The sequence below is a fragment of the Gracilimonas halophila genome, assembly GCF_042684365.1.
GTDB classification, from domain to species: Bacteria; Bacteroidota; Rhodothermia; order Balneolales; family Balneolaceae; genus Gracilimonas; species Gracilimonas halophila.
The window spans coordinates 806,486-827,008 of the sequence record NZ_JBHULI010000024.1 but is presented as its reverse complement, the minus strand read 5'-3'; the positions used below and the strand labels follow the sequence as shown (position 1 = coordinate 827,008).

At 41.6% G+C, this 20,523-nt stretch carries 19 protein-coding genes; 9 read left to right on the top strand and 10 right to left on the bottom strand.

Annotated features, from left to right (window positions below):
- Positions 1 to 45 precede the first annotated feature (45 nt).
- From ACFSVN_RS10075 to ACFSVN_RS10065, 3 genes are read left to right on the top strand one after another with little or no spacing between them, the layout of a single operon-like run.
- Positions 46 to 744, top strand: a complete 699-nt coding sequence (locus ACFSVN_RS10075) for a succinate dehydrogenase cytochrome b subunit (protein WP_390301900.1) — start codon at positions 46 to 48, stop codon at positions 742 to 744.
- A gap of 34 nt (positions 745 to 778) precedes the next feature.
- Positions 779 to 2,701 (top strand): fumarate reductase/succinate dehydrogenase flavoprotein subunit, encoded by a 1,923-nt coding sequence (locus ACFSVN_RS10070; RefSeq protein ID WP_390301897.1) that lies wholly within the window; start codon positions 779 to 781, stop codon positions 2,699 to 2,701.
- 8 nt (positions 2,702 to 2,709) lie between these two features.
- Complete coding sequence (locus ACFSVN_RS10065; protein ID WP_390301894.1) at positions 2,710 to 3,468, top strand: succinate dehydrogenase/fumarate reductase iron-sulfur subunit; 759 nt, start codon at positions 2,710 to 2,712, stop codon at positions 3,466 to 3,468.
- Positions 3,469 to 3,526: 58 nt separating this feature from the next.
- Here the strand turns inward: ACFSVN_RS10065 and ACFSVN_RS10060 are convergent, their stop codons facing one another.
- Together ACFSVN_RS10060 and ACFSVN_RS10055 are read right to left on the bottom strand one after the other, a co-directional pair.
- Complete coding sequence (locus ACFSVN_RS10060) at positions 3,527 to 3,760, bottom strand: DUF1059 domain-containing protein (protein ID WP_390301891.1); 234 nt, start codon at positions 3,758 to 3,760, stop codon at positions 3,527 to 3,529.
- A 55-nt stretch (positions 3,761 to 3,815) separates the two neighbouring features.
- Positions 3,816 to 4,961: an aminotransferase class V-fold PLP-dependent enzyme gene (locus tag ACFSVN_RS10055; protein ID WP_390301888.1), complete on the bottom strand. Its 1,146-nt coding sequence runs from the start codon at positions 4,959 to 4,961 to the stop codon at positions 3,816 to 3,818.
- A gap of 79 nt (positions 4,962 to 5,040) precedes the next feature.
- Here ACFSVN_RS10055 and ACFSVN_RS10050 point away from each other — a divergent pair, with 79 nt between their 5' ends.
- Together ACFSVN_RS10050 and ACFSVN_RS10045 are read left to right on the top strand one after the other, a co-directional pair.
- Positions 5,041 to 5,517, top strand: coding sequence for a GNAT family N-acetyltransferase (locus ACFSVN_RS10050; protein ID WP_390301885.1), 477 nt, complete (start codon positions 5,041 to 5,043; stop codon positions 5,515 to 5,517).
- Positions 5,518 to 5,599: 82 nt separating this feature from the next.
- A complete protein-coding gene (locus ACFSVN_RS10045; RefSeq protein WP_390301882.1) occupies positions 5,600 to 6,142 on the top strand; it encodes a fasciclin domain-containing protein in 543 nt (180 codons plus the stop codon).
- A gap of 67 nt (positions 6,143 to 6,209) precedes the next feature.
- Here ACFSVN_RS10045 and ACFSVN_RS10040 read toward each other — a convergent pair whose 3' ends face one another.
- Positions 6,210 to 6,593 carry an endo alpha-1,4 polygalactosaminidase gene (locus tag ACFSVN_RS10040; protein WP_390302339.1) on the bottom strand — a complete coding sequence of 128 codons (384 nt, stop codon included), beginning with the start codon at positions 6,591 to 6,593 and terminating at the stop codon, positions 6,210 to 6,212.
- A 174-nt stretch (positions 6,594 to 6,767) separates the two neighbouring features.
- Positions 6,768 to 7,178, bottom strand: coding sequence for a hypothetical protein (locus tag ACFSVN_RS10035; RefSeq protein ID WP_390301879.1), 411 nt, complete (start codon positions 7,176 to 7,178; stop codon positions 6,768 to 6,770).
- 47 nt (positions 7,179 to 7,225) lie between these two features.
- Between ACFSVN_RS10035 and ACFSVN_RS10030 the strand changes: the two genes are divergently transcribed.
- Complete coding sequence (locus tag ACFSVN_RS10030; RefSeq protein ID WP_390301876.1) at positions 7,226 to 9,154, top strand: RecQ family ATP-dependent DNA helicase; 1,929 nt, start codon at positions 7,226 to 7,228, stop codon at positions 9,152 to 9,154.
- A gap of 32 nt (positions 9,155 to 9,186) precedes the next feature.
- Here the strand turns inward: ACFSVN_RS10030 and ACFSVN_RS10025 are convergent, their stop codons facing one another.
- Positions 9,187 to 9,624: a DUF4296 domain-containing protein gene (locus ACFSVN_RS10025; protein ID WP_390301873.1), complete on the bottom strand. Its 438-nt coding sequence runs from the start codon at positions 9,622 to 9,624 to the stop codon at positions 9,187 to 9,189.
- A gap of 6 nt (positions 9,625 to 9,630) precedes the next feature.
- Positions 9,631 to 10,350 carry an SDR family oxidoreductase gene (locus ACFSVN_RS10020; RefSeq protein WP_390301870.1) on the bottom strand — a complete coding sequence of 240 codons (720 nt, stop codon included), beginning with the start codon at positions 10,348 to 10,350 and terminating at the stop codon, positions 9,631 to 9,633.
- Positions 10,351 to 10,402: 52 nt separating this feature from the next.
- On the opposite strand from ACFSVN_RS10020, the gene ACFSVN_RS10015 reads away from it, so the two are divergent.
- On the top strand, positions 10,403 to 11,161 hold the full coding sequence (locus ACFSVN_RS10015) for a type III pantothenate kinase (RefSeq protein ID WP_390301867.1): 759 nt from the start codon (positions 10,403 to 10,405) through the stop codon (positions 11,159 to 11,161).
- A gap of 57 nt (positions 11,162 to 11,218) precedes the next feature.
- On the opposite strand, the gene ACFSVN_RS10010 is transcribed toward ACFSVN_RS10015, so the two are convergent.
- The 3 genes from ACFSVN_RS10010 to ACFSVN_RS10000 form a co-directional block, all read right to left on the bottom strand.
- A complete protein-coding gene (locus ACFSVN_RS10010) occupies positions 11,219 to 13,780 on the bottom strand; it encodes a S9 family peptidase (RefSeq protein WP_390301864.1) in 2,562 nt (853 codons plus the stop codon).
- A 127-nt stretch (positions 13,781 to 13,907) separates the two neighbouring features.
- Entirely contained in the window at positions 13,908 to 14,528 is a 621-nt protein-coding gene (udk, locus tag ACFSVN_RS10005; RefSeq protein WP_390301861.1) for a uridine kinase, read from the bottom strand.
- Positions 14,529 to 14,530: 2 nt separating this feature from the next.
- On the bottom strand, positions 14,531 to 15,778 hold the full coding sequence (locus ACFSVN_RS10000; RefSeq protein ID WP_390301858.1) for an N-acetylmuramoyl-L-alanine amidase family protein: 1,248 nt from the start codon (positions 15,776 to 15,778) through the stop codon (positions 14,531 to 14,533).
- A 208-nt stretch (positions 15,779 to 15,986) separates the two neighbouring features.
- Between ACFSVN_RS10000 and ACFSVN_RS09995 the strand changes: the two genes are divergently transcribed.
- Both ACFSVN_RS09995 and ACFSVN_RS09990 read left to right on the top strand, forming a co-directional pair.
- Positions 15,987 to 19,004, top strand: coding sequence for a P-loop NTPase family protein (locus ACFSVN_RS09995; protein WP_390301855.1), 3,018 nt, complete (start codon positions 15,987 to 15,989; stop codon positions 19,002 to 19,004).
- A gap of 5 nt (positions 19,005 to 19,009) precedes the next feature.
- Positions 19,010 to 20,095, top strand: a complete 1,086-nt coding sequence (locus ACFSVN_RS09990; RefSeq protein ID WP_390301852.1) for a mechanosensitive ion channel family protein — start codon at positions 19,010 to 19,012, stop codon at positions 20,093 to 20,095.
- Positions 20,096 to 20,110: 15 nt separating this feature from the next.
- Here the strand turns inward: ACFSVN_RS09990 and ACFSVN_RS09985 are convergent, their stop codons facing one another.
- A complete protein-coding gene (locus ACFSVN_RS09985) occupies positions 20,111 to 20,515 on the bottom strand; it encodes a hypothetical protein (protein ID WP_390301849.1) in 405 nt (134 codons plus the stop codon).
- Positions 20,516 to 20,523: the final 8 nt, after the last annotated feature.

Sequence of the window (20,523 nt, the reverse complement as noted above, 5' to 3'; positions counted from 1 at the left end):
TACTGTTTTATTTATCAAAATTTGAAATTATCTAAGACGTAAAACATGCCTTCATTTATAAAAGCCCTGAATTCACAGGTCGGCCGAAAGATCATGACCGGTATTACAGGAATTGGCCTCATGCTTTTTTTGATCGGTCACCTTGCCGGTAATCTCACCATTTTTGCAGAAAGCGATGCCTTTAATATTTACACACATACACTGGAGAGCCTTGGTCCATTGCTTTATGTGATCGAAGCAGGGTTAGCGTTCTTCTTTTTATATCACGCTATTTTAGGGATCTCGATCTGGAGGCAGAGAAAGAAAGCCCGGCCTGAAGGATATGACACTTACAGGACAAAGGGAGGTCCAAGCCATCAATCACTTGCTTCACGAAGTATGATCATTTCCGGACTTGTGATCCTCGTGTTTTTAGTGCTGCATATCTGGCACTTCAAATTTGGTCCTACTGATATGACTATGGTGGATGGGACCGAAATGAGAGACCTCAGGGCTTTGGTGATAGCTGAATTTACAAATCCATTGGTTGCCTTTGGTTATATCGCGGTGCTATCACTGGCTATTTTACACTTAGCCCATGGAGCCTGGAGCGCATTTACATCATTGGGAATGAAGCATGGAGAAACATCCAAGAAAGTTCAGATCGGAGCATATATTTTTGCCATCGTGCTTATGCTCGGCTTCATTTTCATCCCGCTGTACATTTTCTTAACCGGCGGACAAGGCTCACTTATCGCATACTAAGAGATTAAAGATTTAAGACTACAGATTTAGGATTATGAAATTAGATTCAAAAGTACCAGGCGGACCGTTAGAGCAGAAATGGGATAAGCACATCAAAGACATCAAGCTGGTGGCTCCCAACAACAAGCGAAAATTCGAGATCATTGTAGTGGGAACCGGATTGGCCGGTGGTGCTGCCGCTGCCAGTTTTGCTGAGCTTGGATACAATGTGAGAAGCTTCTGTATTCAGGATTCAGCACGCCGTGCACACAGTATTGCTGCACAGGGTGGGATCAACGCTGCCAAGAATTACCCGAATGATGGGGACAGCATCTGGCGGCTTTTCTATGATACCATCAAAGGCGGTGACTACCGATCAAGAGAATCCAACGTGTACCGTCTTGCTCAGGTATCCAATGAAATTATTGATCAGGCCGTAGCTCAGGGTGTTCCTTTTGCACGTGAGTATGGCGGTAACCTGGCGAACCGTTCTTTTGGAGGTGCGCAGGTATCACGAACTTTTTATGCCCGTGGACAAACCGGACAGCAGTTATTGCTCGGAGCTTACCAAGCTATGATGCGTCAGGTTCACAATGGAAATATCAAATACCACCCGCGCCATGAGATGCTGGATGTGGTTGTGATAGATGGGCAAGCAAGAGGTATTATCACCCGAGATCTTGTATCCGGTGAATTGAACCGATATGAAGCCGATGCTGTAGTACTGGCAACCGGCGGATATGGAAACGTCTTTTATCTCTCCACAAACGCAAAAAACTCAAATGTTACGGCGGCTTGGAGAGCACACAAACGAGGAGCAGCTTTTGCCAATCCATGTTATGTCCAAGTTCACCCAACTTGTATTCCGGTTTCAGGGGATTATCAGTCTAAGCTGACCTTGATGTCCGAAAGTCTGAGAAATGACGGACGGGTTTGGGTTCCGCGTAAGAAAGGAGATGATCGTCATCCAAATGATATTCCTGAGGAAGAACGCTATTATTATTTGGAAGAACGCTATCCAAGTTTTGGAAACCTGGTACCGCGTGATGTAGCCTCCCGTAATGCCAAAATGGTTTGTGACGACGGATTGGGAGTAGGGGAGACCGGATTAGCCGTTTACCTTGATTTCCGTGATGCCATCAAGCGGGATGGACGTGATACCATCGAGTCCAAATATGGAAACCTCTTTGAGATGTATGAGAACATCGCCGGAGAGAATCCCTACGAACGGCCAATGAGAATTTACCCTGCTGTTCACTATACCATGGGCGGGCTTTGGGTTGATTACAACCTTCAGACAACCATTCCGGGATTATATGCCGCCGGAGAAGCTAATTTCTCTGATCACGGTGCAAACCGCCTCGGTGCCAGTGCACTGATGCAGGGACTTTCAGATGGATACTTTGTGCTCCCTTACACCATTGGTGATTACCTGGCCAAGCAAGAGCCCGGTAAGCGTTATGGGACCGATCATGATGCTTTCAAAGAAGCGGAAGAATCGGCACAGGCACAGATCGATAAACTTCTGAGCATTGATGGTGATCGTACGATCGTTGATTTCCACAGAACGCTGGGTAAGATCGTTTGGGATAAGATCGGTATTGCCCGAAACGCTGAAGGATTGAAATCTGCCATCGAGGAAATTCGTGAATTACGAGAAGAATTCTGGCAGAATGTAAAAGTACCCGGTGACAAAAATAATTATAACAAATACCTGGAGTTTGCAGGCCGTGTAGCTGACTTCTTTGAGCTGGCAGAGCTAATGGCTCAGGATGCACTGGACAGAGAAGAATCAGCGGGTTGCCACCTCCGGGAAGAATATCAAACCGAAGAAGGGGAAGCATTGCGTAATGATGAAGACTTCTCATACGTTGCTGCCTGGGAATACAAAGGCCTTAATGGCAAACTGGAAGAAACCCTTCACAAAGAAAATCTTGAATTTGAATTCGTTGAGCTAAAACAGCGTAGTTACAAATAAGGAATATTATGAGTAAAGAAATGACCATTCATCTGAAATACTGGAAGCAAGACGGCCCGAATGCAAAAGGCTATTTTGAGGAATATACGCTCGACAATGTGAACGAGCATATGTCGTTCCTCGAAATGCTGGATGTGCTCAACGAAGAGCTGATGCTGCAAGATAAGGAACCGGTTGAATTCGATTATGATTGCCGGGAAGGAATTTGCGGTTCTTGTAACCTGGTAATTAACGGTCAGGCACACGGACCTAAAGAAAGAGTAGCAGCTTGTCAGTTACACATGCGTAACTACAGCGATGGCGATCATATTACTATTGAACCGCCAAGAGCTGCTTCGTTCCCTGTTATTAAAGATCTGGTGGTTGACCGAAGCGCCTTCGATCGCATTATTGAAGCCGGAGGATATGTTTCTATCAAAACAGGATCTGCTGTTGAGGCAAACTCAATTCTGGTTCAAAAAGAGAAATCCGATGCTGCTTTTGATTACGCTACCTGTATAGGTTGCGGTGCTTGTGTGGCAGCTTGTCCAAATGCTTCTGCCTCGTTATTCACCGGTGCTAAGATCGCTCACCTGAATAAGTTACCTCAGGGTGAAGTGGAGCGTTCTAACCGCGTGGTTGCTATGGTAGATCAAATGAAAGAAGAGGGTTTTGGTGACTGCTCCAACTTCGCAGAATGTGAAGCCGTTTGTCCGGTGGGAATCTCCATCTCAGCTATTGCTGAAATGAGAAGAGATTATATGAAAGCAGTGGTGAGCGGTGACTAGTTACTGAAGATATAATCAGATTTAAAAAGCCGACTCTAAAGAGTCGGCTTTTTTTATATCAACTAGTCTCTTCAGGAAGGGATTCAAATTCTTTACGTTTTTTCTCCATCCATTGCTTCATAGCTTCAGGGTCGTTCATCATCTCCGACATTTCTTGCATGGCCTGTAAATGTGCTTCATCATCTTGCTTGAACATTTCCTTACCGTGTTTTCTGCTCTGTTCAGCAATCTCGGCGAAGGTTTCAGCTTTGAATTCCTTATCGCAGGCTCCACCCAATTGTTTACAAGTCATTGTTTTCATAGGAAATAAAAATTATTAATGGTTCATCCAAAGTAGGTTGTTTTAGCTAATCTACCAAAGCATTAACAAACCTCTCAAATTCTTCATCCGTGTTATATACATTCGGAGAAACGCGAATAGAATCTCCCCGGAATGAAACAAGAATGTTCTGCTTTTCAAATTTAGCTTTGATCTCTTCCATGTTGTGACCATCACCCAAACGAATTCCAAATAGGTGGGAGGAACGGTAATCCTCATCTTCGATCTTGTACCCTGCTTTTTTAAGTTTTTTGATCCCGTCGGAAATAAGATCTCTGCAATAGGTTTGGATGTTCTCCGGCCCCCAGGCATTTAATTGCTTGACAGCAGCCAACATCATCGGTACTAAAATGAAATTACTGTGTTCGCCGACTTCATATCGCAAGGCTCCCGGCTGGTAATCATCATTGTAATTTACCAGGTTGGCGAAGTTTTCGCTTTCGTAGCGGTTGATCCAATTTTCTTCTACCGGTTTTCCGTTATCCAAAGCCGGGCCGTAGTAAGCCAGTCCGATGCTATATGGACCCATCAGCCATTTGTAACCGGCGCAAACTAAAGCATCGGGTTGAATTTCCGAAACATCGAAAGGGAGAGCGCCTACAGATTGGGTTCCGTCGATAGCGAGCCATGCTCCAACATTCCGGGTTTGTTTGCGGATTTTTTTTAAGTCAAATAAGGTGCCATCGGCCCAGTGAATATTGCCCAGAGCTACTAATTTCGTCTTTGGAGTGATGGCATTCAGGATCTTTTCATTCCACAGCTTTCCCCGGTCTTTGGATTCTTTGGGAGGAGTGACGGTTATGATCTCTGCCCCTCCTTCATCAGCGGCTGTTCTCCAGGGATAGACATTACTCGGAAATTGTTCACCCACAACGATAATGTTATCACCTTTTGAGAGCGGAAGGTTCCTGGCAACATTAGCCATTCCATACGATACCGAAGGAATCACAATAATGTGATTCGGGTCTGAAGCATGGATGAGCTTGGCGTATTCCTCACGAAGCATATCGGTCTCGCCAAAAAATTCTTCCGTTGAAATCTTGAAGGGATTCCTTTTACGTTGTAATCCCATTTTTCCTGCTTCTTCAACCACTTTTAACTGGGGTGACATATATGCACAATTGAAGTAAGTTACGGAATGATCAAGCTGGAAATCTGATTTTTTACAATCCATGAATTCGTAATACTTATTTACTTTTATTGGTTGCCACAAGCTCGAAATTTCAGTTAACAAATCCCAATCGTTTTCATAAATGAATATCAGACTCGCTACAAAAGAAGACCTTCCGGCTGTATTAGAGCTAAACGCAGCGGCCTTACCCCATGTAAGTGATGTTACGCTTTCAGATATGAGGCGATTTCTAAAACAAGCCGATCCTTTTCTGATCATAGAAAGCAAAGAAGAAATAGCGGGGTTTATGATCGTCTTACAGAAAGGTCTGGAATATGACAGCCTGAATTATGCTTTCTTTTGTAATAACTATTCAGATTTTGATTATGTGGATCGTATAGTGATATCCGAAAAATTCAGGGGACAAAAATTTGGAACAGCGCTTTATGATCATCTTTTTTCGACCTCCGAGAAAAAAATAATTACCTGTGAAGTGAACATTAAACCCCCGAATCCGGATTCTTTTGCTTTTCATAACATGCTGGGGTTCAATCAAGTAGCTGAACAGGTCACAGGAAATGGAACAAAAAGCGTAGCTATGATGGTGAGAGAGAAATAGATTTAATTTTCAAAATGGAATGAAAATTAAATACTTAGCATTATTAAAGCTGACTATTCAATCTTAATTAAATCTATTCATCATGAGAACACTTAGAAATATAACAGGAGTTTTTGCAATGATTTTTGCACTGCTTCTGTCCACGAATGTACAAGCGCAAGACAGTGATATTGTAGAACTCGCTGTTGCAACCGACGAACTTTCGACCCTCGTTACTGCCGTTAAAGCAGCAGGGTTGGTAGAGACGCTACAGAGTGACGGTCCTTTTACCGTGTTTGCACCTACGAATGCTGCTTTTGAAGCACTTCCTGAAGGTGTGCTTGAAATGCTATTGAAACCTGAGAACAAAGATCAGCTAACAGCGGTGCTTACGTACCATGTTGTTGGAGCTGAAGTGATGTCAGGAGACCTGGAAGATGGCATGCAGGCTGAAACAGTACAAGGAAGCGAAATAACTATTGATATCAGCTATGGTAATGTAATGGTTGATAATGCTAAAGTAGCAATGGCAGATATTGATGCTTCAAACGGAGTGGTTCACGTGATCGATACAGTGATTCTTCCTCCAAGTATCAAAGAGGCATTAGCTGCTGCTGAAAAAGCAAAAAACGACAAAGACTGGTAAATTATATTACCAGGCAGGACAATTCTAAGCCGAGATCAATGGATCTCGGCTTTTTTTATGACCTTTTTTATCGGTTCTCGAAATATTGAAATCCATCTATAATATCTAAATATACTCCATCAAAGCCTGAATCAATGATCTTTTGCAGGTAGGAATCTTCATCACCGTAGATGATCGCTTGCCAGTTTTCATCCCAATATTTCACTTTATAATTACCAGGCCAGTTGGGGTTTTCTGAAAACAGCCAATCCGGATTACCAACCCTCCAGCTATTCTGCCAATAATAACGATATTCTTCCGCCTCACCGATACTCATGTAACTGATGACCATACGTGTGCCTCCATTCTTTTTTTGGCGAAGTCGGGCCATATCCTGCTCTGTATATAAGTTTTCGTTATAGAATGCATCAATGATAAGTACATCGTAATTGGTATTTTCAACAGATGTTATAAAATCATTCTTTCCGGAAAACTCTGATTTGTTAAGTAAATAAAGAAAGTTTTTTGCCTGGCTTAGATTAGTGATGTTGTTATTGTTTTCACCTGGAAGAGTCTGGGGAGTTGAAGGTATGACCGTAAGATCACGCTCCGGAGCTGCAAATGAAAGGTATCCAAGGGCCTGGTTTTAAGAATAGGAAGTATTTACTTTAAAAGATGTAGAGACATAATCCGTAACTAAAATTGTTTTCCCATTTTGCTTACCGATGTTTAATAGTGAAATAAGGGTATTGGTTATTGTGGCAGTAGTGGGGAGGTTATCTTCCGGATATCCAAAGAATAAACTCTCTTGAGCAAGTCCATCGACTGCATTTAGATATGAAGCGGAAACATTGTTTCCATTCCTTACTAACTGGTGTCCGTTCTGAGGAATCACTGCAAAACTGGGATCCTGATCTTTCGCATAGCTTGATATTTCCTGGACAAAAGATCGCATTTCCGATCGGTAATCGGTACCATCTTCAGGATCACTGAGAATATTGCCACACGAAAACCATGTTAGAATAATTAAGAGCAGGAAGATCAGATTTGTTCGCATTGGTTTGTATTTTAAGATGAAAGTAACATTAACCGACCGGCTGTAAATTGCAAGATTATTACAACAAAGCAGAATCTAATTTAAAGAAATTTTGGGGATTTGACGCATTCCGTCCCGGACAGGATGTAGTGGTAAAATCTGTATTTGATGGAAATGAAACGCTGGTTCTTTTTCCTACCGGGGGAGGGAAATCACTTTGTTACCAAGTCCCTGCTACCGTTTTTGAAGGGATGACGCTGGTAATATCACCTCTTGTTGCGTTAATGCAGGATCAGGTTCAGGCACTGAAAGCCAAAGGAGTATCTGCTACCTTTATCAACAGTACTATTCCCTCTTATGAAGTGGAGCAGAGGCTGGTGAACGCACGTAATGGAATGTATAAGTTGTTGTATTGTGCCCCGGAACGCCTAAAGACAACCTTATGGGAAGCCGAACTCCCCAAGTTAAATATTGATCTGGTAGCTATTGATGAGGCACACTGTGTAAGTGAATGGGGACATGATTTCCGGCCTTCTTACCGAGAGATAAGAACTTCCCTTGAAAGTATCGCAGATGAGACCCGATGGATCGCTTTGACTGCAACGGCAACTCCGGAAGTTCAAAAAGACATTGTAGAATCACTTGGATTTGAGAAACCTAATGTGATTTCCCGGGGATTTTCCCGCCCTAACCTCAAATGGTGGGTGGTGAAATCAGAGAAGAAAAAGCAAAAACTGGAAGAATCCGTTAAAAAAGGAGCTGAAAAAGGGGATGGCTTGATCTATGGAGGAACCCGTAAGAATTGTGAACATTTAGCTGAAAGGTTTTCAAGGCTGGGAATCAAGACGGAAGCTTATCACGCAGGGGTGGAACCGGAAAAACGCAAAGCCATTCAGCAGCGATGGATCACAGGGGAAACACCTTTAGTTGCCGCAACCAACGCATTTGGAATGGGGATCGATAAACCGGATTGTCGATATGTGATCCATGAAGAGATGCCGTACTCGCTTGAGGCTTATTATCAGGAAGCTGGGAGAGCAGGCCGGGATGGTGACGAGAGTTTTCCAATTCTATTGTATAGGGGATCAGATTACATCAAAGCCGATGAACGCCTAGACCAAAGCTATCCAACGCTTGATGAGCTCAATCATGCCTATCAGATCTTGTGTGATAGTTTCCATCTTGCAGTGGGCTCAGAAATGCAGGAGTCGAGATCTTTTGATGTTGAGCAGATCAAAAAGAGGGGAAAGCTCTCATATGGCAAGGCAATGTCGTCCATGAGGCTGCTGGATCAGTTTGGGATCATAGCTATGCAGCAGGAAGTAAAGCCTGCAGTAGGTATTCAATTTACTTTAGGATCATCAGGACTGAAGACCTTTCGGGAAAAGTGTAACAATGATGAAAAAGCTGAGTTCACCGATAAACTGGAGCGGATGTTTGGAAGTATGGCTTTCCATAATATCATCCAGCTGGATGAAGACTATGTATTGGATAAATTAGGGTTGAGACGAAACACCTTAGTTAAAGCACTGAATGTGCTCATGCAGAATGATCAGATTCTGGTCTTTGAAATGCATAAGGAACGTACCCTTGTAAAGGTACTGGAAGCGAGGTCAAGAAAGCTGCCATTCACCAAGAAAGAAGTAGAATCACATCGTAATAATTTATTTCGGAAACTTGAACAGATGCATGGATATGTACTAACGGAAACGTGCAGAGAAGTCTACCTGAGAAATTACTTCGGAGATACTTCCGCCAAGCCCTGTGGCCATTGTGACAACTGCCTGAGATCAGAATCTGATAAGACATCAGTTCCAGCTTCTGAGGAGATCGAAATGATCTATGAACTGCTAAAGCAAGAGCAGCATTCTGTTGAAGAACTTTGTCATTTGAGTGAATTAGGTAAAAATAAAGTCGTGCAGGCTGTTCAGTATCTTATAAAAGAAGAGAAAGCCACAACCAATCCCTCAAAGCCCGGATTTTATGTACTTATCTGAAAGCTAATTCTTTTCTTTTATGGGGTGTTTTGCTACTCAGCACTGATTCTTGAACTATCTGCCCGGGCGATAGAATCCCGGCGGGTATTGGCTTTCAGAACAGAATCCATATGAGCTTTTAGTTGTTCATCTTCAGCCCTAAGTCGAAGCAGAGCTTCATCAATACGTTCCACCTGTTCTTTTACCTGTTTTTGATAATACTCATGAGATGAAAGGAATTCCTCTTCCGTCACCTGATATTTGTCATAGACCAATGAAGTCAATGAATCGGAATTTACGCTGTCAGGATATGCATTTTTATAGGTAATGACATGCTGAACCTCTACTAAAAGGTCAATATAGGTATCTTCCGGTAACAGGTTCTTCGGTTTCGGTATCTCCTCAGGTCCAACGCATGAATATGAAATGAAAAAGACCAACCCGAAAAGGATTCCTTTAGCTAAATTTCTTTTTGATAGAACCTTGGCCATAGGTGCTTATGAAGTTGGATCTTTTGGATTCAGGGGACGCATTGTGATCTCATTGATCAGGAAATTGTCGTCCGTTTCAAGTAAGAATTTTACCGTACCTGAGATATCCGTTGTTTTCATCATATTGGGATGATTTTCAATTCCATCGATCTTGTCAAACAGATCGGTGTTTATTGAGCCTGGGAAAACACAAGTAACTTTAATTCCATCATATCGCAATTCCTTAAACAAAGCTTCACTGAATCCCCGAACGCCGAATTTACTGGCGTTATATCCGGATATAGTAGGGTTCCCTAACAAGCCTGCAATAGATGCAATATTGATAATATGGCATGTTTGCTCATTTTCTTTCATCAAAGGAACTATTAGTCGGGTAAGGTAGAAGATACCATTCAAGTTCACATTGATCATGGTATGCCACTCATTCATGGTAAGGTCTTCCACATTAGCAGAATACATAACTCCGGCATTATTGATCAAAATATCAGGCCGGTGATTTCGACTAAAAGTATCATCCACCCATCCTTCAAGATCTTCAGCGTTGGAAATGTCCATTGTGACGGGGTGAAATTTATCACCAAGTGACTTCTGGAGTTTTTTTAATTTATCTGTGCTGCGCGCAAGTCCATACACTTCCGTTCCATTTTCAACGAGCATTTTGCTGAATTCAGCTCCAATTCCACTGCTGGCACCGGTAACGATGGCTATTTTTGAGTCAAGATTCATTATAAAAGCTGTATTTTATTTTAAATTTATTGTATAAAAGTACTACAAAAAGATGAGCAAAATCGATTCCACTTCTTCAAAAAATACACTTTATCTGGATATTGGTAATTCCGCTATCAAAGGAGCTTACAAAGACGGATTGAATTGGAAGTCATTGGAAGTTGATAAACCGGTTTCCGCTGAAAGGTTTGTACGATGGTGTGAAACTCATTCGGTCTCATTTTCGGAGATCGTCGTTTCCAGTGTTCGCAAGGATGTGTTGGAAGTAATAAAACAGCGATTACCTGATATTCACTTTCAAGAGTTAGGTGTAAAAGATATCCCCCGGCGAATGCTTAATTATGAAACTATTGACACACTGGGGATAGATCGGTTTTTAGCTTGTTACGGAGCAACGGACCAGACTAATAATTCGGTAGTGGTGATCGATGCCGGCACAGCTATCACCATTGATTTTATGGATGAAAACAATGTGTATCATGGTGGGTTGATAGCACCGGGACTAGCAGGTTTCGGTGAGGTTTTGTCACAAAAAGCCCCTGCTTTGCCTAAAGTTGACATGGAGATGCCAAAAATATGGCCCGGGAAAAGCACCGTGGATTCTTTGAAATGGGGACAAGCAGGGTTTTATAAAATGGGGATCCAAGGTTTGCTTGATAAATATGAAGATGAATTCGGTTCTTTCGATCTGTTTATTACCGGTGGGGATGGCGCAGTAATAAAAGCTATGACAGAGAGAGAAAGTAGACTACGTTCTTTTTTAGTTTTTGAAGGTATGAAGCGGCTGGAAGAAAAAATATTTAATACATAAAAAAGGGGATGATCAATAATCATCCCCTGTCTTAAAATAAGGTTACTCGATCAACTGTTATTCACCAAGTTCAGCTTCTGAAACGTGCTCTCCTTTATTTTTCACATAATGATCCATCCATTGAACCCAACGAGTCCAGAGATCCAGTAGTGTTTCTTCAGAAGCGGGTCCATGCGCTTCATGTGGATACATATACATAGCGGCTGTCTTGCCGATTCCATTTAACGCATGGAACATTCGGCGCGAGTGTGTTGGCCAGGTTCCTACATTTTGATCGGCCGCTCCATGATACATAAGCAGAGCGCCATCCAGTCTATCAGCCCAAAAGATCGGGGTCATTTGTACATAGCGGTCAAATCCTCTCCACAGGTCTCTGGGTTCGCGCTGGAAACCAAGGGGAGTAAGCGTTCGGTTATAGTTACCGTCTCCGGCAATACCGGCTTTGAAAAATGAGGTATGTATCATGGCATTTGCCGTTCCGAAGGCACCGTAACTGTGTCCTCCAATGGCCATTCGGTCCCGGTCAATATATCCGCGGTTTGCCGTGCTGTCGATCACTACGGTACTGTTTTGAACGATACTCCAAACAAATCCGTCATTTGGGTCACCCATTTCTGCTGATATAGGCCAGTCAGCATTCACAACTGCATATCCTCTTTTAACCAGAATGTCTATGGATCGGTGATAGATACCCGGAAAGTCATTTTTATTATGTCTCCGCTGTCGTTCATCATAATCTTCCTGATCATCAAACTCAGAAGGGTAGTGCCAGATAATTCCGGGAAGAGGAGTGCCGTCCCAATCGGATGGGAGGGTGACTTCTACCCAAAATTCAAAGCCATCGGCACGTTTAACTTTAAAGCGTTCTCTTTGAGCCTGAGTTACCGCAGAATTGTAATCCACATTAGAAGTTAGTTTAGATTCATCGCCGGTTTCTAAATTTACGAGCCATGAATCAGGTTGAATTTGTGGAGATTCCCGGGAAATAACGATCTCCGTGATCTCATTATCGAGAACAGCGGTAACATTCTCATACACATTTTCGGCACTTTGGAAAATACGTTCTTTTTCTCCGGAACGGATATCTACCTGGTCAATGAAAGGTCGTGGAGCATTTTCTTCGTAATTTTCATAATACTGAGTACCGGATAAGAACACGCTGTTTTGATCCGGCGAAAGACGAACCACAGAAACACCCATTCCTCCGGCTTGCTCCATTAAATTCCCGGGATCTTCATAAAAATCATCGCCATCGTGCTTATAGATAGTGTACGTTTCTTCAGGTGAATCCAGAAAAACAGCATAAATGTGTTCATTATTTTGAGATTCTTCTTCAATAAACAGAATGTTGGCATCCGCTGAATAGGATACAGATTCTATTTCGTGTTCGGTTTCATAGATCACATTCATGTCTTCTTCGTCGAACGGAGGGAGCCACTGGATCACGCGATTCATAGTTTTTTCTTCCTCACCTTCTTCCTCTTCTGAGTCACTGTCATTATCGTCTGCATTCTGATCGTCATCGTTATCGCGAATGGGGGCCATTCCTTCCCCTGTGTTAGCAAGCAGGCTGAGTCCTTCACCATCAGGACGCCATTTAATATCCCGGCGCCCATAGTTTTCATCTTCTTCAAAACCGGAAATGCCTTCATTGATCAGGCTGTTACTCAGCTCAATAAGCATATTCCCATTCAGATCCCAGATCTCTTCAACTGTTGCAAAGCTATAAACCGGTACGATATAAGAGAATGGTTCCGTCATTCGCTCAACAATAATATGCTCACCTTTAGGATCCGGATCTATACTACGAATCATGGCAGGCTCACCAATTTCAGTAAATCTCCGGTTGTTTACATTGATGCGAACTAACTGTCCGGTCACGTGATATTTAAGTAGCTGAGCTTCAAATTTACCGCTCAAAAGATCAGGATAGGTGCGAAGGCGGTTTTCCTTGTCGCTAGTCATTTTAACTTGCAAAGATGTAGGCGTAGCAGGTTCTTTAGGTACGTTTGCACGGTTGCCGGGTACTAACACAGTAAAAATATACTGTCCGTCCGCAGACCATTCAAAAGAAGTATTAAGTGTTGCCAGAACAGGCCGACGGGTTACTTGTCTGGAGCGTCCATTTTTTAGGTTGGTAACGTAAATATGAGTTTCATTCTCGAAATGAGCGAAATATGCCAGTTTAGTTCCATCGGGCGACCATGAAGCACTACTGATCAGAGCATCATCCGGTGTCTGTATATTTGATGTTTCCCCGTTTCGGGAACCGATCAATTGTAACCCGCTTGTAGTGTTTGTTGTAAAATATCGGTTTCTATTTGCATCAGGATTAAATTGCAGGCCACCAAGGTTATAATAGGGCTTCGAAAAAGCAGAAAGAGGGGAAAGAGTTCTGTTTTGTGTGGTATTTAAAAAATACTCTTGGGAAGGACCGAGGTTATACAAAGTGACATTATGATGACGGGGTGCTAATACTTCTTCAGCGATTTCATTGGGTGGTGTGAGGTATTGCTCTCTGAGGTTCGTGGGATTCTGAGCAAAAACTGTTTGTGGGATGCTTATAAATACTATCAGTAATAACACTGAATGTAAAATAGTCGTGGGTAATTTTGTCATCTTCTATACTTTAAGATTTGTTAGACTTTGAGCCGGGGGAGGCTTCGGTACAAAAAAGACAAATAAAAATTAAAAAGCTTGCGCTTTTACAGTTCTTAAAACGAGTTCAGTAAAAAAAAGAAAAGGCTTACCCATTCATTTTTCCGCGGATAAGAGCTGAAACCATTTCCATGGCTACTTTATTTTTACCGCCACGGGGAATAATGATATCTGCATAACGCTTGCTTGGTTCAACGAATTCAAGATGCATAGGGCGTACGAATTTTTCATACTGGCTGAGAACCCCTTCTACTGACCGGCCACGTTCCTGGATATCACGTTGTAAACGGCGGAGAAGTCGCACATCATCATCTGTATCAACAAAGATCTTTACATCCATAAGCTTACGCAATTCAGGCTCACTGAAAATGAGGATGCCATCAACCAAAATAACATCAGAAGGGGTTGCTGTTATGGTTTCTTCTTTTCGTGTGTGAGCTTCAAAATCGTATACCGGGACTTCAACGGGATATCCTTCCATCAACGCTTCGATATGACGGATCATAAGCTCTGTTTCGAGGGAGGCGGGATGGTCAAAGTTTTGTTTTACACGTTCTTCAAAAGGGAGATGTTTGAGCTCGCGATAATACGAGTCGTGTTCAAGACGAAGGATATTATCTTTGGCAAATTCTTCACAGATATAATTGACGACGGTAGTTTTGCCGGACCCACTGCCGCCGGCTACACCAATCACTAAAGGCTTAGACATGTCTATTTATTTGAGGAAACGTTATATGCCTGTTTTTCTTCGTAATCAACCTTGTAATCCCGAATGGCTCTGAATAATGCTGAAGCCATAATATTTTGTCCGTATTCACTGGTCAGGAATCTCTGTTCAGCGGGATTCGTTATGAATCCCAATTCTACCAAAACAGCCGGCATTGAGGCTTCGAATAAGACCTGGAAAGGCGCCTGTTTTACTCCCCTTGACTTTCTTTGGGCGCGAGTTCGGAATTGATCTTCGATCATATAAGCGATCTTCTCGCTGGTAGCTATAAATCCACTGTGGGCAAGTTCATACACCAAGAGGTCATCCTCGGTAAGATCCTGATTAATTTCTTCTTTGAATACACTGTTCTCTCTCTTCATAACTTCAAGCGAGGCCTTACTCTTTGAAAGTCCTAAAAAATATACTTCGGCGCCCCTCACATATTGATTGTGATAAGAATTACAGTGAATAGATACATATAAATCCGCTTCAGCAAGATTTGCAAAGTGTCCCAATTCGGCCAATCCCAGATAGGAGTCATCGGTTCTGGTATAAACAACTTCTACATCCGGAAGATGTTCTTCAATATAAGCCCCTAATTTTTTAGCTACTGCAAGGGTGATCTCTTTTTCTTTCACTCCTTTATAACCGATAGAGCCGGGGTCCCAGCCTCCGTGCCCCGGATCGATCACGATCTTATCAAATCTAAGCTTATCTCTGACGTTGTTATATAAGTTATTGATGGAAACCGGATCAGGAGATGAAACATTGAGTGCGTCTTCATCCACAATTTCCTCGTACCAGTTTCTTGCCAGAAATTGTTGAGAAAAACTTTGTAGTTGTTCTTGTGAGGTTTCAGTAAGCCCTACTAAAATATCCTGTCCATTTTGGTCGAGGTAGGCGTTTGATCTGTAATAGGCATCTTCTCCAAGATAAATATCCACACCATAGCCATACTCCAGTTCATAGAGGCGAACTTCTTTCAACTTTTCACTTTGCTCGGGCAGCATAAGGCCTGTGGTGTCTATATCTTGACTGTAGAGCACCATCTGAATAAGGTCCGGAGCAGGTTGAATGATCTCAAATGAGTCGACAGGAGCAGTGAAATGATAACGGACTACATAACCCATTCCGTCGCTGCGGGCGGTATTTGAAATTCGTTGAAGGTGGGTTTGAGCCAAACTGTCTGCAAATGCAAACAGTGCAAAGAACAACAAAGGAAGCGCTCGGTTTAATAACAGTGTGCGCATTTTTTTGCCGGGATTATTTATTTGAAAAGTCATTAGCCTATGTAGATGATGCCGTTAATGTAAGATATTCTGCAAACCATTGAAAGAGTTCCTGAAAAACGATAAAGTCATTTGTTTGGTTTATCTTGCACTTTAAGCGAATACAATAAAAATTTGTTGTTTATTCATAAAGGATACAATTTCAGTCAGCATAAAAACGATATCATAAATGACATCTGACGATAAAAGGGATCAAATTTTAAAAACGCTCAACGAAGCACAGCTTAAAGGTGCAAAGAAACTACTATTGAGTGAGCTTTCGGAATATTCAGAGAGATTAAGATCACTTTTTCAACAAGTACTTAATTCTGTAAACGATGGAGAACCCGAAAAAGGGCTCAAGGATTTTGCTGATAAAATACAAAGTCAGCGGCCACAGAATGGTGGGGAAGAAAACGAAAAACCCTTACCGGCATGGCTCAATGAACTGAAAGAAACAGTTGCAAAGCTTGATGAGCAAGTTGAACTGGAACAGCAAGAAACTCGATTTCTGAGTAATGAAAATGACCGTTTCTTTTTAAAGAACGCCAAGATGCTAAAGCGCATCTTTCGAGGTTTACAAAAATTGGCAAATAATACAGGGAATAGTTTTCGGAAGATCTTAGGGAAAAAGCCGAAAGAGTTTTCGAGTTGGAAACAGGATGTCCCGCTTCAAAATATTGTTTATCTGAGTTTATTGGGTTCGTTTTCATGGGCAGATGATTGGAGAAATGAATTTCACAAGCTGGAGGTTGAGGCATTATTAGAAATAGATGCGTGGACTTTACACTCAACGGGATTGATCAAAGAAAAAATTGAGAGAGAAGGAGTGCCGGAAACGGATGAAGATGAATGGGAGGTTCCGAATAAAAGTGACCTCAAAGTATTCTTTGAAGAAGCGATCAAAAAGGTTGAAGGAATACAAGGATCTTATGAGAGAAAACTGGAAGAGATTTTCAACGGGATCATTGATGAAATAGAACAGGCTTTGCTTGTTACTGATACAATAGGGAATTCTAAAAGTGACTTTTCTGAAGAGAATAAAAATAGAAAAGAGAATGATGTACTTCAGACGCACCAAAAGCAGGAAGATAATTGGGGAAAACTGGTCTCCGTTCTGGCTGATCGCGTCAATCTTTCGATGCGTTTTCGACAACTTCAGGAACAATCAAGGGAGCGAATCAGTGGTTTCTCGGAGTCCATTGAAGAAGTGTTCAGAGTGAATATTGAAACTCCTCAAGAAGAACTTCTTTCCCTTCTCGATGCAGCCATCGCAATATTTGACGATTCCTCGGACAGGTCTTCTAAACATGTACAGGAGCTCAGTGCTACTCACAAAGAGAAAATGGGTGAACATCTTGAAAAGAAGTTATTGAGATCGATCAGGGAATTGACTGAAGAAGCTGTATTGAGTACAAAATTGGATCGTTTTACATCTGCGATCCCTGAGTGGACCAAAGATCAACCCGAAAAAGCTGTATTGGTGGAGAAGCTGGATCTGACCGAATTTCCTCCAAAATATGAATTTGAGGATGTAGACTGGCAGGTATTGGTACAGCGGGTGATCAATAACCAAATGGCAAAAGAGCTTCTGCCAAAAGAGGTGAAAGCAGAGCAGTTTCTGGCTGAAGTGATGGAAGATCTGAATGAGATCACTCAGATCATTTACACCAATCTTGAAATGGTTGATGAGGTGAAAAAATCGGATGAGGAAGAACCATTTGAAGTTGCGCATCAGGGTCTTTTGAGAGCAAGATCCAAGCTTATAGAAGATCTGGACCTTGTAAAAGAAAAAAGGAGAGAGCTGAAGGGTAAAATTATTGACAAACATGAAGTTGCATTCACAAAACTTGCGGTATTATTAGAAAAGCAGGATGTAACAGATGTTCGTTTGGCCGGTGCAGAGTATAAAGCAAAGGAAACAGCCACTGACTGGAAGACTAAATTTTCTGTGATATGGGCAAAATTGGATGAAAAGATAGAGCTTTTTGCCCGGTTCATCTGGAAAAAGACCAAAGAATACGCCTTCCTTATTCGAAAATTTTTGGGTTTTGTGGAAAAGGAAAAGCTGGAGGAAGATAAGACTGATCTTGCTACTTTTTTGTCAGAAACAGATGAACAGATCTCCCGACTGCCATTTATTTATCGCCGGTTATTTGATTTTAACAAAGAAGTAGATGAGCGATTTTATATCCGACGGACCGAGCAGTTCGAACGGTTCAGGAAGGGATATGAATTATGGAAGAATAATTTTCCTTCATCCTTTGCGGTCTTTGGTGAAAAGGGAAGTGGTAAGAGTATTTTTATAAGTCTGCTGAAAGAAGAGGTTTTAAAAGGCCATGATGTGATCGAGATCAGTTTCAATAAGACTATCTGGAAACAGGAGGAGTTGGTGGAACTAATATCCTCGGGATTGAAACTCGATGATGTCTCAACAATAGAAGATCTGATAGAGGCTATTGGGAGGAAAAAGAAGCGTGTAGTTGTTGTACTTGATAATATCCAAAATTATTATGTGCGGAATATTTCAGGATTTGACGCCATTGAGCATCTGTTATATCTCATTTCAGAAACGAATAAGAACATTTTGTGGATGGTGAGCAGTACCCGCTATGGATGGGAATTTTTAGATAAGGTGCTCAATATTGCTGATTATTTCACACACCTGGTTCAAACAGATAATCTGTCAAATGATCAAATTAAAGAGTTGATCCTAAGGAGACACACATCAAGTGGATATCAGCTTTCATTTATTCCCGATGAAGCTGCCAAAAGTAGCAGGGGCTATCGGAAGATCATGGATGATGAGGAAGAAAAGCAGGAGTTTTTAAAAGAGAGATATTTTGAAAAGTTGTCAAGTTTATCAGAAGGAAATTCATCCATTGCAATGATATACTGGATACGGTCCATCAAAGAATATGATGATACTCATTTCTTTATCAATCCCTTTGATTTCGGTACAATCAATAGAATAGATGATTTGGAAAGTGCGGAGTTGTTTGCTCTCGCTGCTTTTATACTACACGATTCTCTAACCCCGGAGCATTTATCAATGATCCTACATCAGCCGCTTAGAGATTGCCGGCTTATGACTTCACGTCTGGCATCTAAGGCAATTTTAGTGAAAGCTGATAAGGAATATATACTAAATCACCTTATTTACCGGCAGGTTGTTCGGGTTTTGAAAGAAGCTAACTTCATCCATTAATAACTATGAAGATTTTTAAACAAATAGTTCTGTTACTTCCCATTTTGTTTCTTGCTGAGATCAGCCTTGGAAGCTTGTTATATGCACAAAATAATATCCTTTCAGATACTTTAGCAGTCGAAGAAATACCTAATGATTCTCTGCTATTAGACAAAATTGATTCGTTACTTAATACACGATTTTCAAAATTCGATTCACTTGCTTCAAAGCTTGAACATGGAAATAAAGCGAGAACTGATTCTTTAGGCCTGCAGATTGAAGGTGAGACCGAGCAAGCAATTGCACAGTTAGAAAAAGTAATCTCATGGGAAAAGGTGATCATGATCATTCTTTTCTTTATCGCCACGTTCTATGTAACTATTTTTGTAAGTCAGGTATTGGATAATTTTTCAGAGCGGATCTCAAGATACCGCCTCCGTATTAAACGAATGATTCCTATTTTGCGCGTGGTATTGTGGTCTTTTGCCATATATATTGCCATTGCAGGAATCATTCAGCCACCATATGCTACCGTAGTTACCGTTATGGCTTCCATTGGTATTGCGGTGGGACTTGCTTCACAGGATATTCTTAAAAACTTTTTTGGTGGAGTGATGTTAATCCTGGATCGACCGTTTCAGGTGGGAGATAAGATTCAGTTTCAAGAGCATTACGGAGAAGTACTTCAGATTGGGTTAAGATCAAGCCGAATAGTAACTCCGGGTGATTCTGTGGTTACTATTCCAAACGGAGAATTGATTCGCACAGCTGTTTCGAATGCTAATACGGGGGCTTTGGATTGTCAGGTAATTACAGAGATCTACTTGCCTGCTGAATGTGCTGTTGAGGAAGTAAAAGAGATCGCATACAGAGCAGTAATTTCTTCAAGATTTGTATATCTGAAAAAGCCCATTAGCATTATTACAGAAAATGAGATGCATGAACGCCGGTTCATATTAAAGCTGAAGGTTAAAGCATATGTGTTGGATATCCGCTATGAGTTTCCTTTTCAAAGTGATGTCACAGAGTTGATATTAACTGAACTGAAGAATAGAGGAATCCTCAAAAATGAGGCTATTACAAATCAGGTCACTGCAATCAAATCCAAATAGTATTTAAAGCTAGCTCTAATCACCAGGCATCAATTTCACGAGATTGTTGGAGGGCTCATATATAATGCGGAGATCTTTACCGGTATCTTCATCAAATACTTTTATTGCGATCTTCTGATTGAACTCGATCTCATCGATCTCGTGAGGTTTAATCATCAAGGGCTCCATTAGGTCATCTTCGAGTCTATGCATGGTTTTTAATTCCTCATTCAGGAAATCCATGTACTCCAGCTTCAGGCTGCCTTCCCGCAGAAAAGTAATTATGAGCGAATAAGCTACACGTCCGGCATACGAAAAACGCTCTTGCAGCTGCGAATTAAGCTTACTTACATCTTGTTGTCGTGCATAGAAGTAAAACTTCAGTGCTTTTTCGAACAAAATTTTGTCTCTATCATTCAATATCTTTGTAATAGTATCCATGTACTGAA

Coding starts and splice junctions, on each gene's coding strand:
- ACFSVN_RS10060 (WP_390301891.1), bottom strand. CDS start 3,760: ATGACTTGTAAACAATTGGGTGGAGCCTGCGATAAGGAATTCAAAGCT.
- ACFSVN_RS10010 (WP_390301864.1), bottom strand. CDS start 13,780: ATGACAAAATTACCCACGACTATTTTACATTCAGTGTTATTACTGATA.
- ACFSVN_RS10025 (WP_390301873.1), bottom strand. CDS start 9,624: ATGGCCAAGGTTCTATCAAAAAGAAATTTAGCTAAAGGAATCCTTTTC.
- ACFSVN_RS10055 (WP_390301888.1), bottom strand. CDS start 4,961: ATGGATTGTAAAAAATCAGATTTCCAGCTTGATCATTCCGTAACTTAC.
- udk (WP_390301861.1), bottom strand. CDS start 14,528: ATGTCTAAGCCTTTAGTGATTGGTGTAGCCGGCGGCAGTGGGTCCGGC.
- ACFSVN_RS10015 (WP_390301867.1), top strand. CDS start 10,403: ATGAGCAAAATCGATTCCACTTCTTCAAAAAATACACTTTATCTGGAT.
- ACFSVN_RS10020 (WP_390301870.1), bottom strand. CDS start 10,350: ATGAATCTTGACTCAAAAATAGCCATCGTTACCGGTGCCAGCAGTGGA.
- ACFSVN_RS10070 (WP_390301897.1), top strand. CDS start 779: ATGAAATTAGATTCAAAAGTACCAGGCGGACCGTTAGAGCAGAAATGG.
- ACFSVN_RS09990 (WP_390301852.1), top strand. CDS start 19,010: ATGAAGATTTTTAAACAAATAGTTCTGTTACTTCCCATTTTGTTTCTT.
- ACFSVN_RS10000 (WP_390301858.1), bottom strand. CDS start 15,778: ATGCGCACACTGTTATTAAACCGAGCGCTTCCTTTGTTGTTCTTTGCA.
- ACFSVN_RS10045 (WP_390301882.1), top strand. CDS start 5,600: ATGAGAACACTTAGAAATATAACAGGAGTTTTTGCAATGATTTTTGCA.
- ACFSVN_RS09985 (WP_390301849.1), bottom strand. CDS start 20,515: ATGGATACTATTACAAAGATATTGAATGATAGAGACAAAATTTTGTTC.
- ACFSVN_RS10065 (WP_390301894.1), top strand. CDS start 2,710: ATGAGTAAAGAAATGACCATTCATCTGAAATACTGGAAGCAAGACGGC.
- ACFSVN_RS10075 (WP_390301900.1), top strand. CDS start 46: ATGCCTTCATTTATAAAAGCCCTGAATTCACAGGTCGGCCGAAAGATC.
- ACFSVN_RS09995 (WP_390301855.1), top strand. CDS start 15,987: ATGACATCTGACGATAAAAGGGATCAAATTTTAAAAACGCTCAACGAA.
- ACFSVN_RS10035 (WP_390301879.1), bottom strand. CDS start 7,178: ATGCGAACAAATCTGATCTTCCTGCTCTTAATTATTCTAACATGGTTT.
- ACFSVN_RS10050 (WP_390301885.1), top strand. CDS start 5,041: ATGAATATCAGACTCGCTACAAAAGAAGACCTTCCGGCTGTATTAGAG.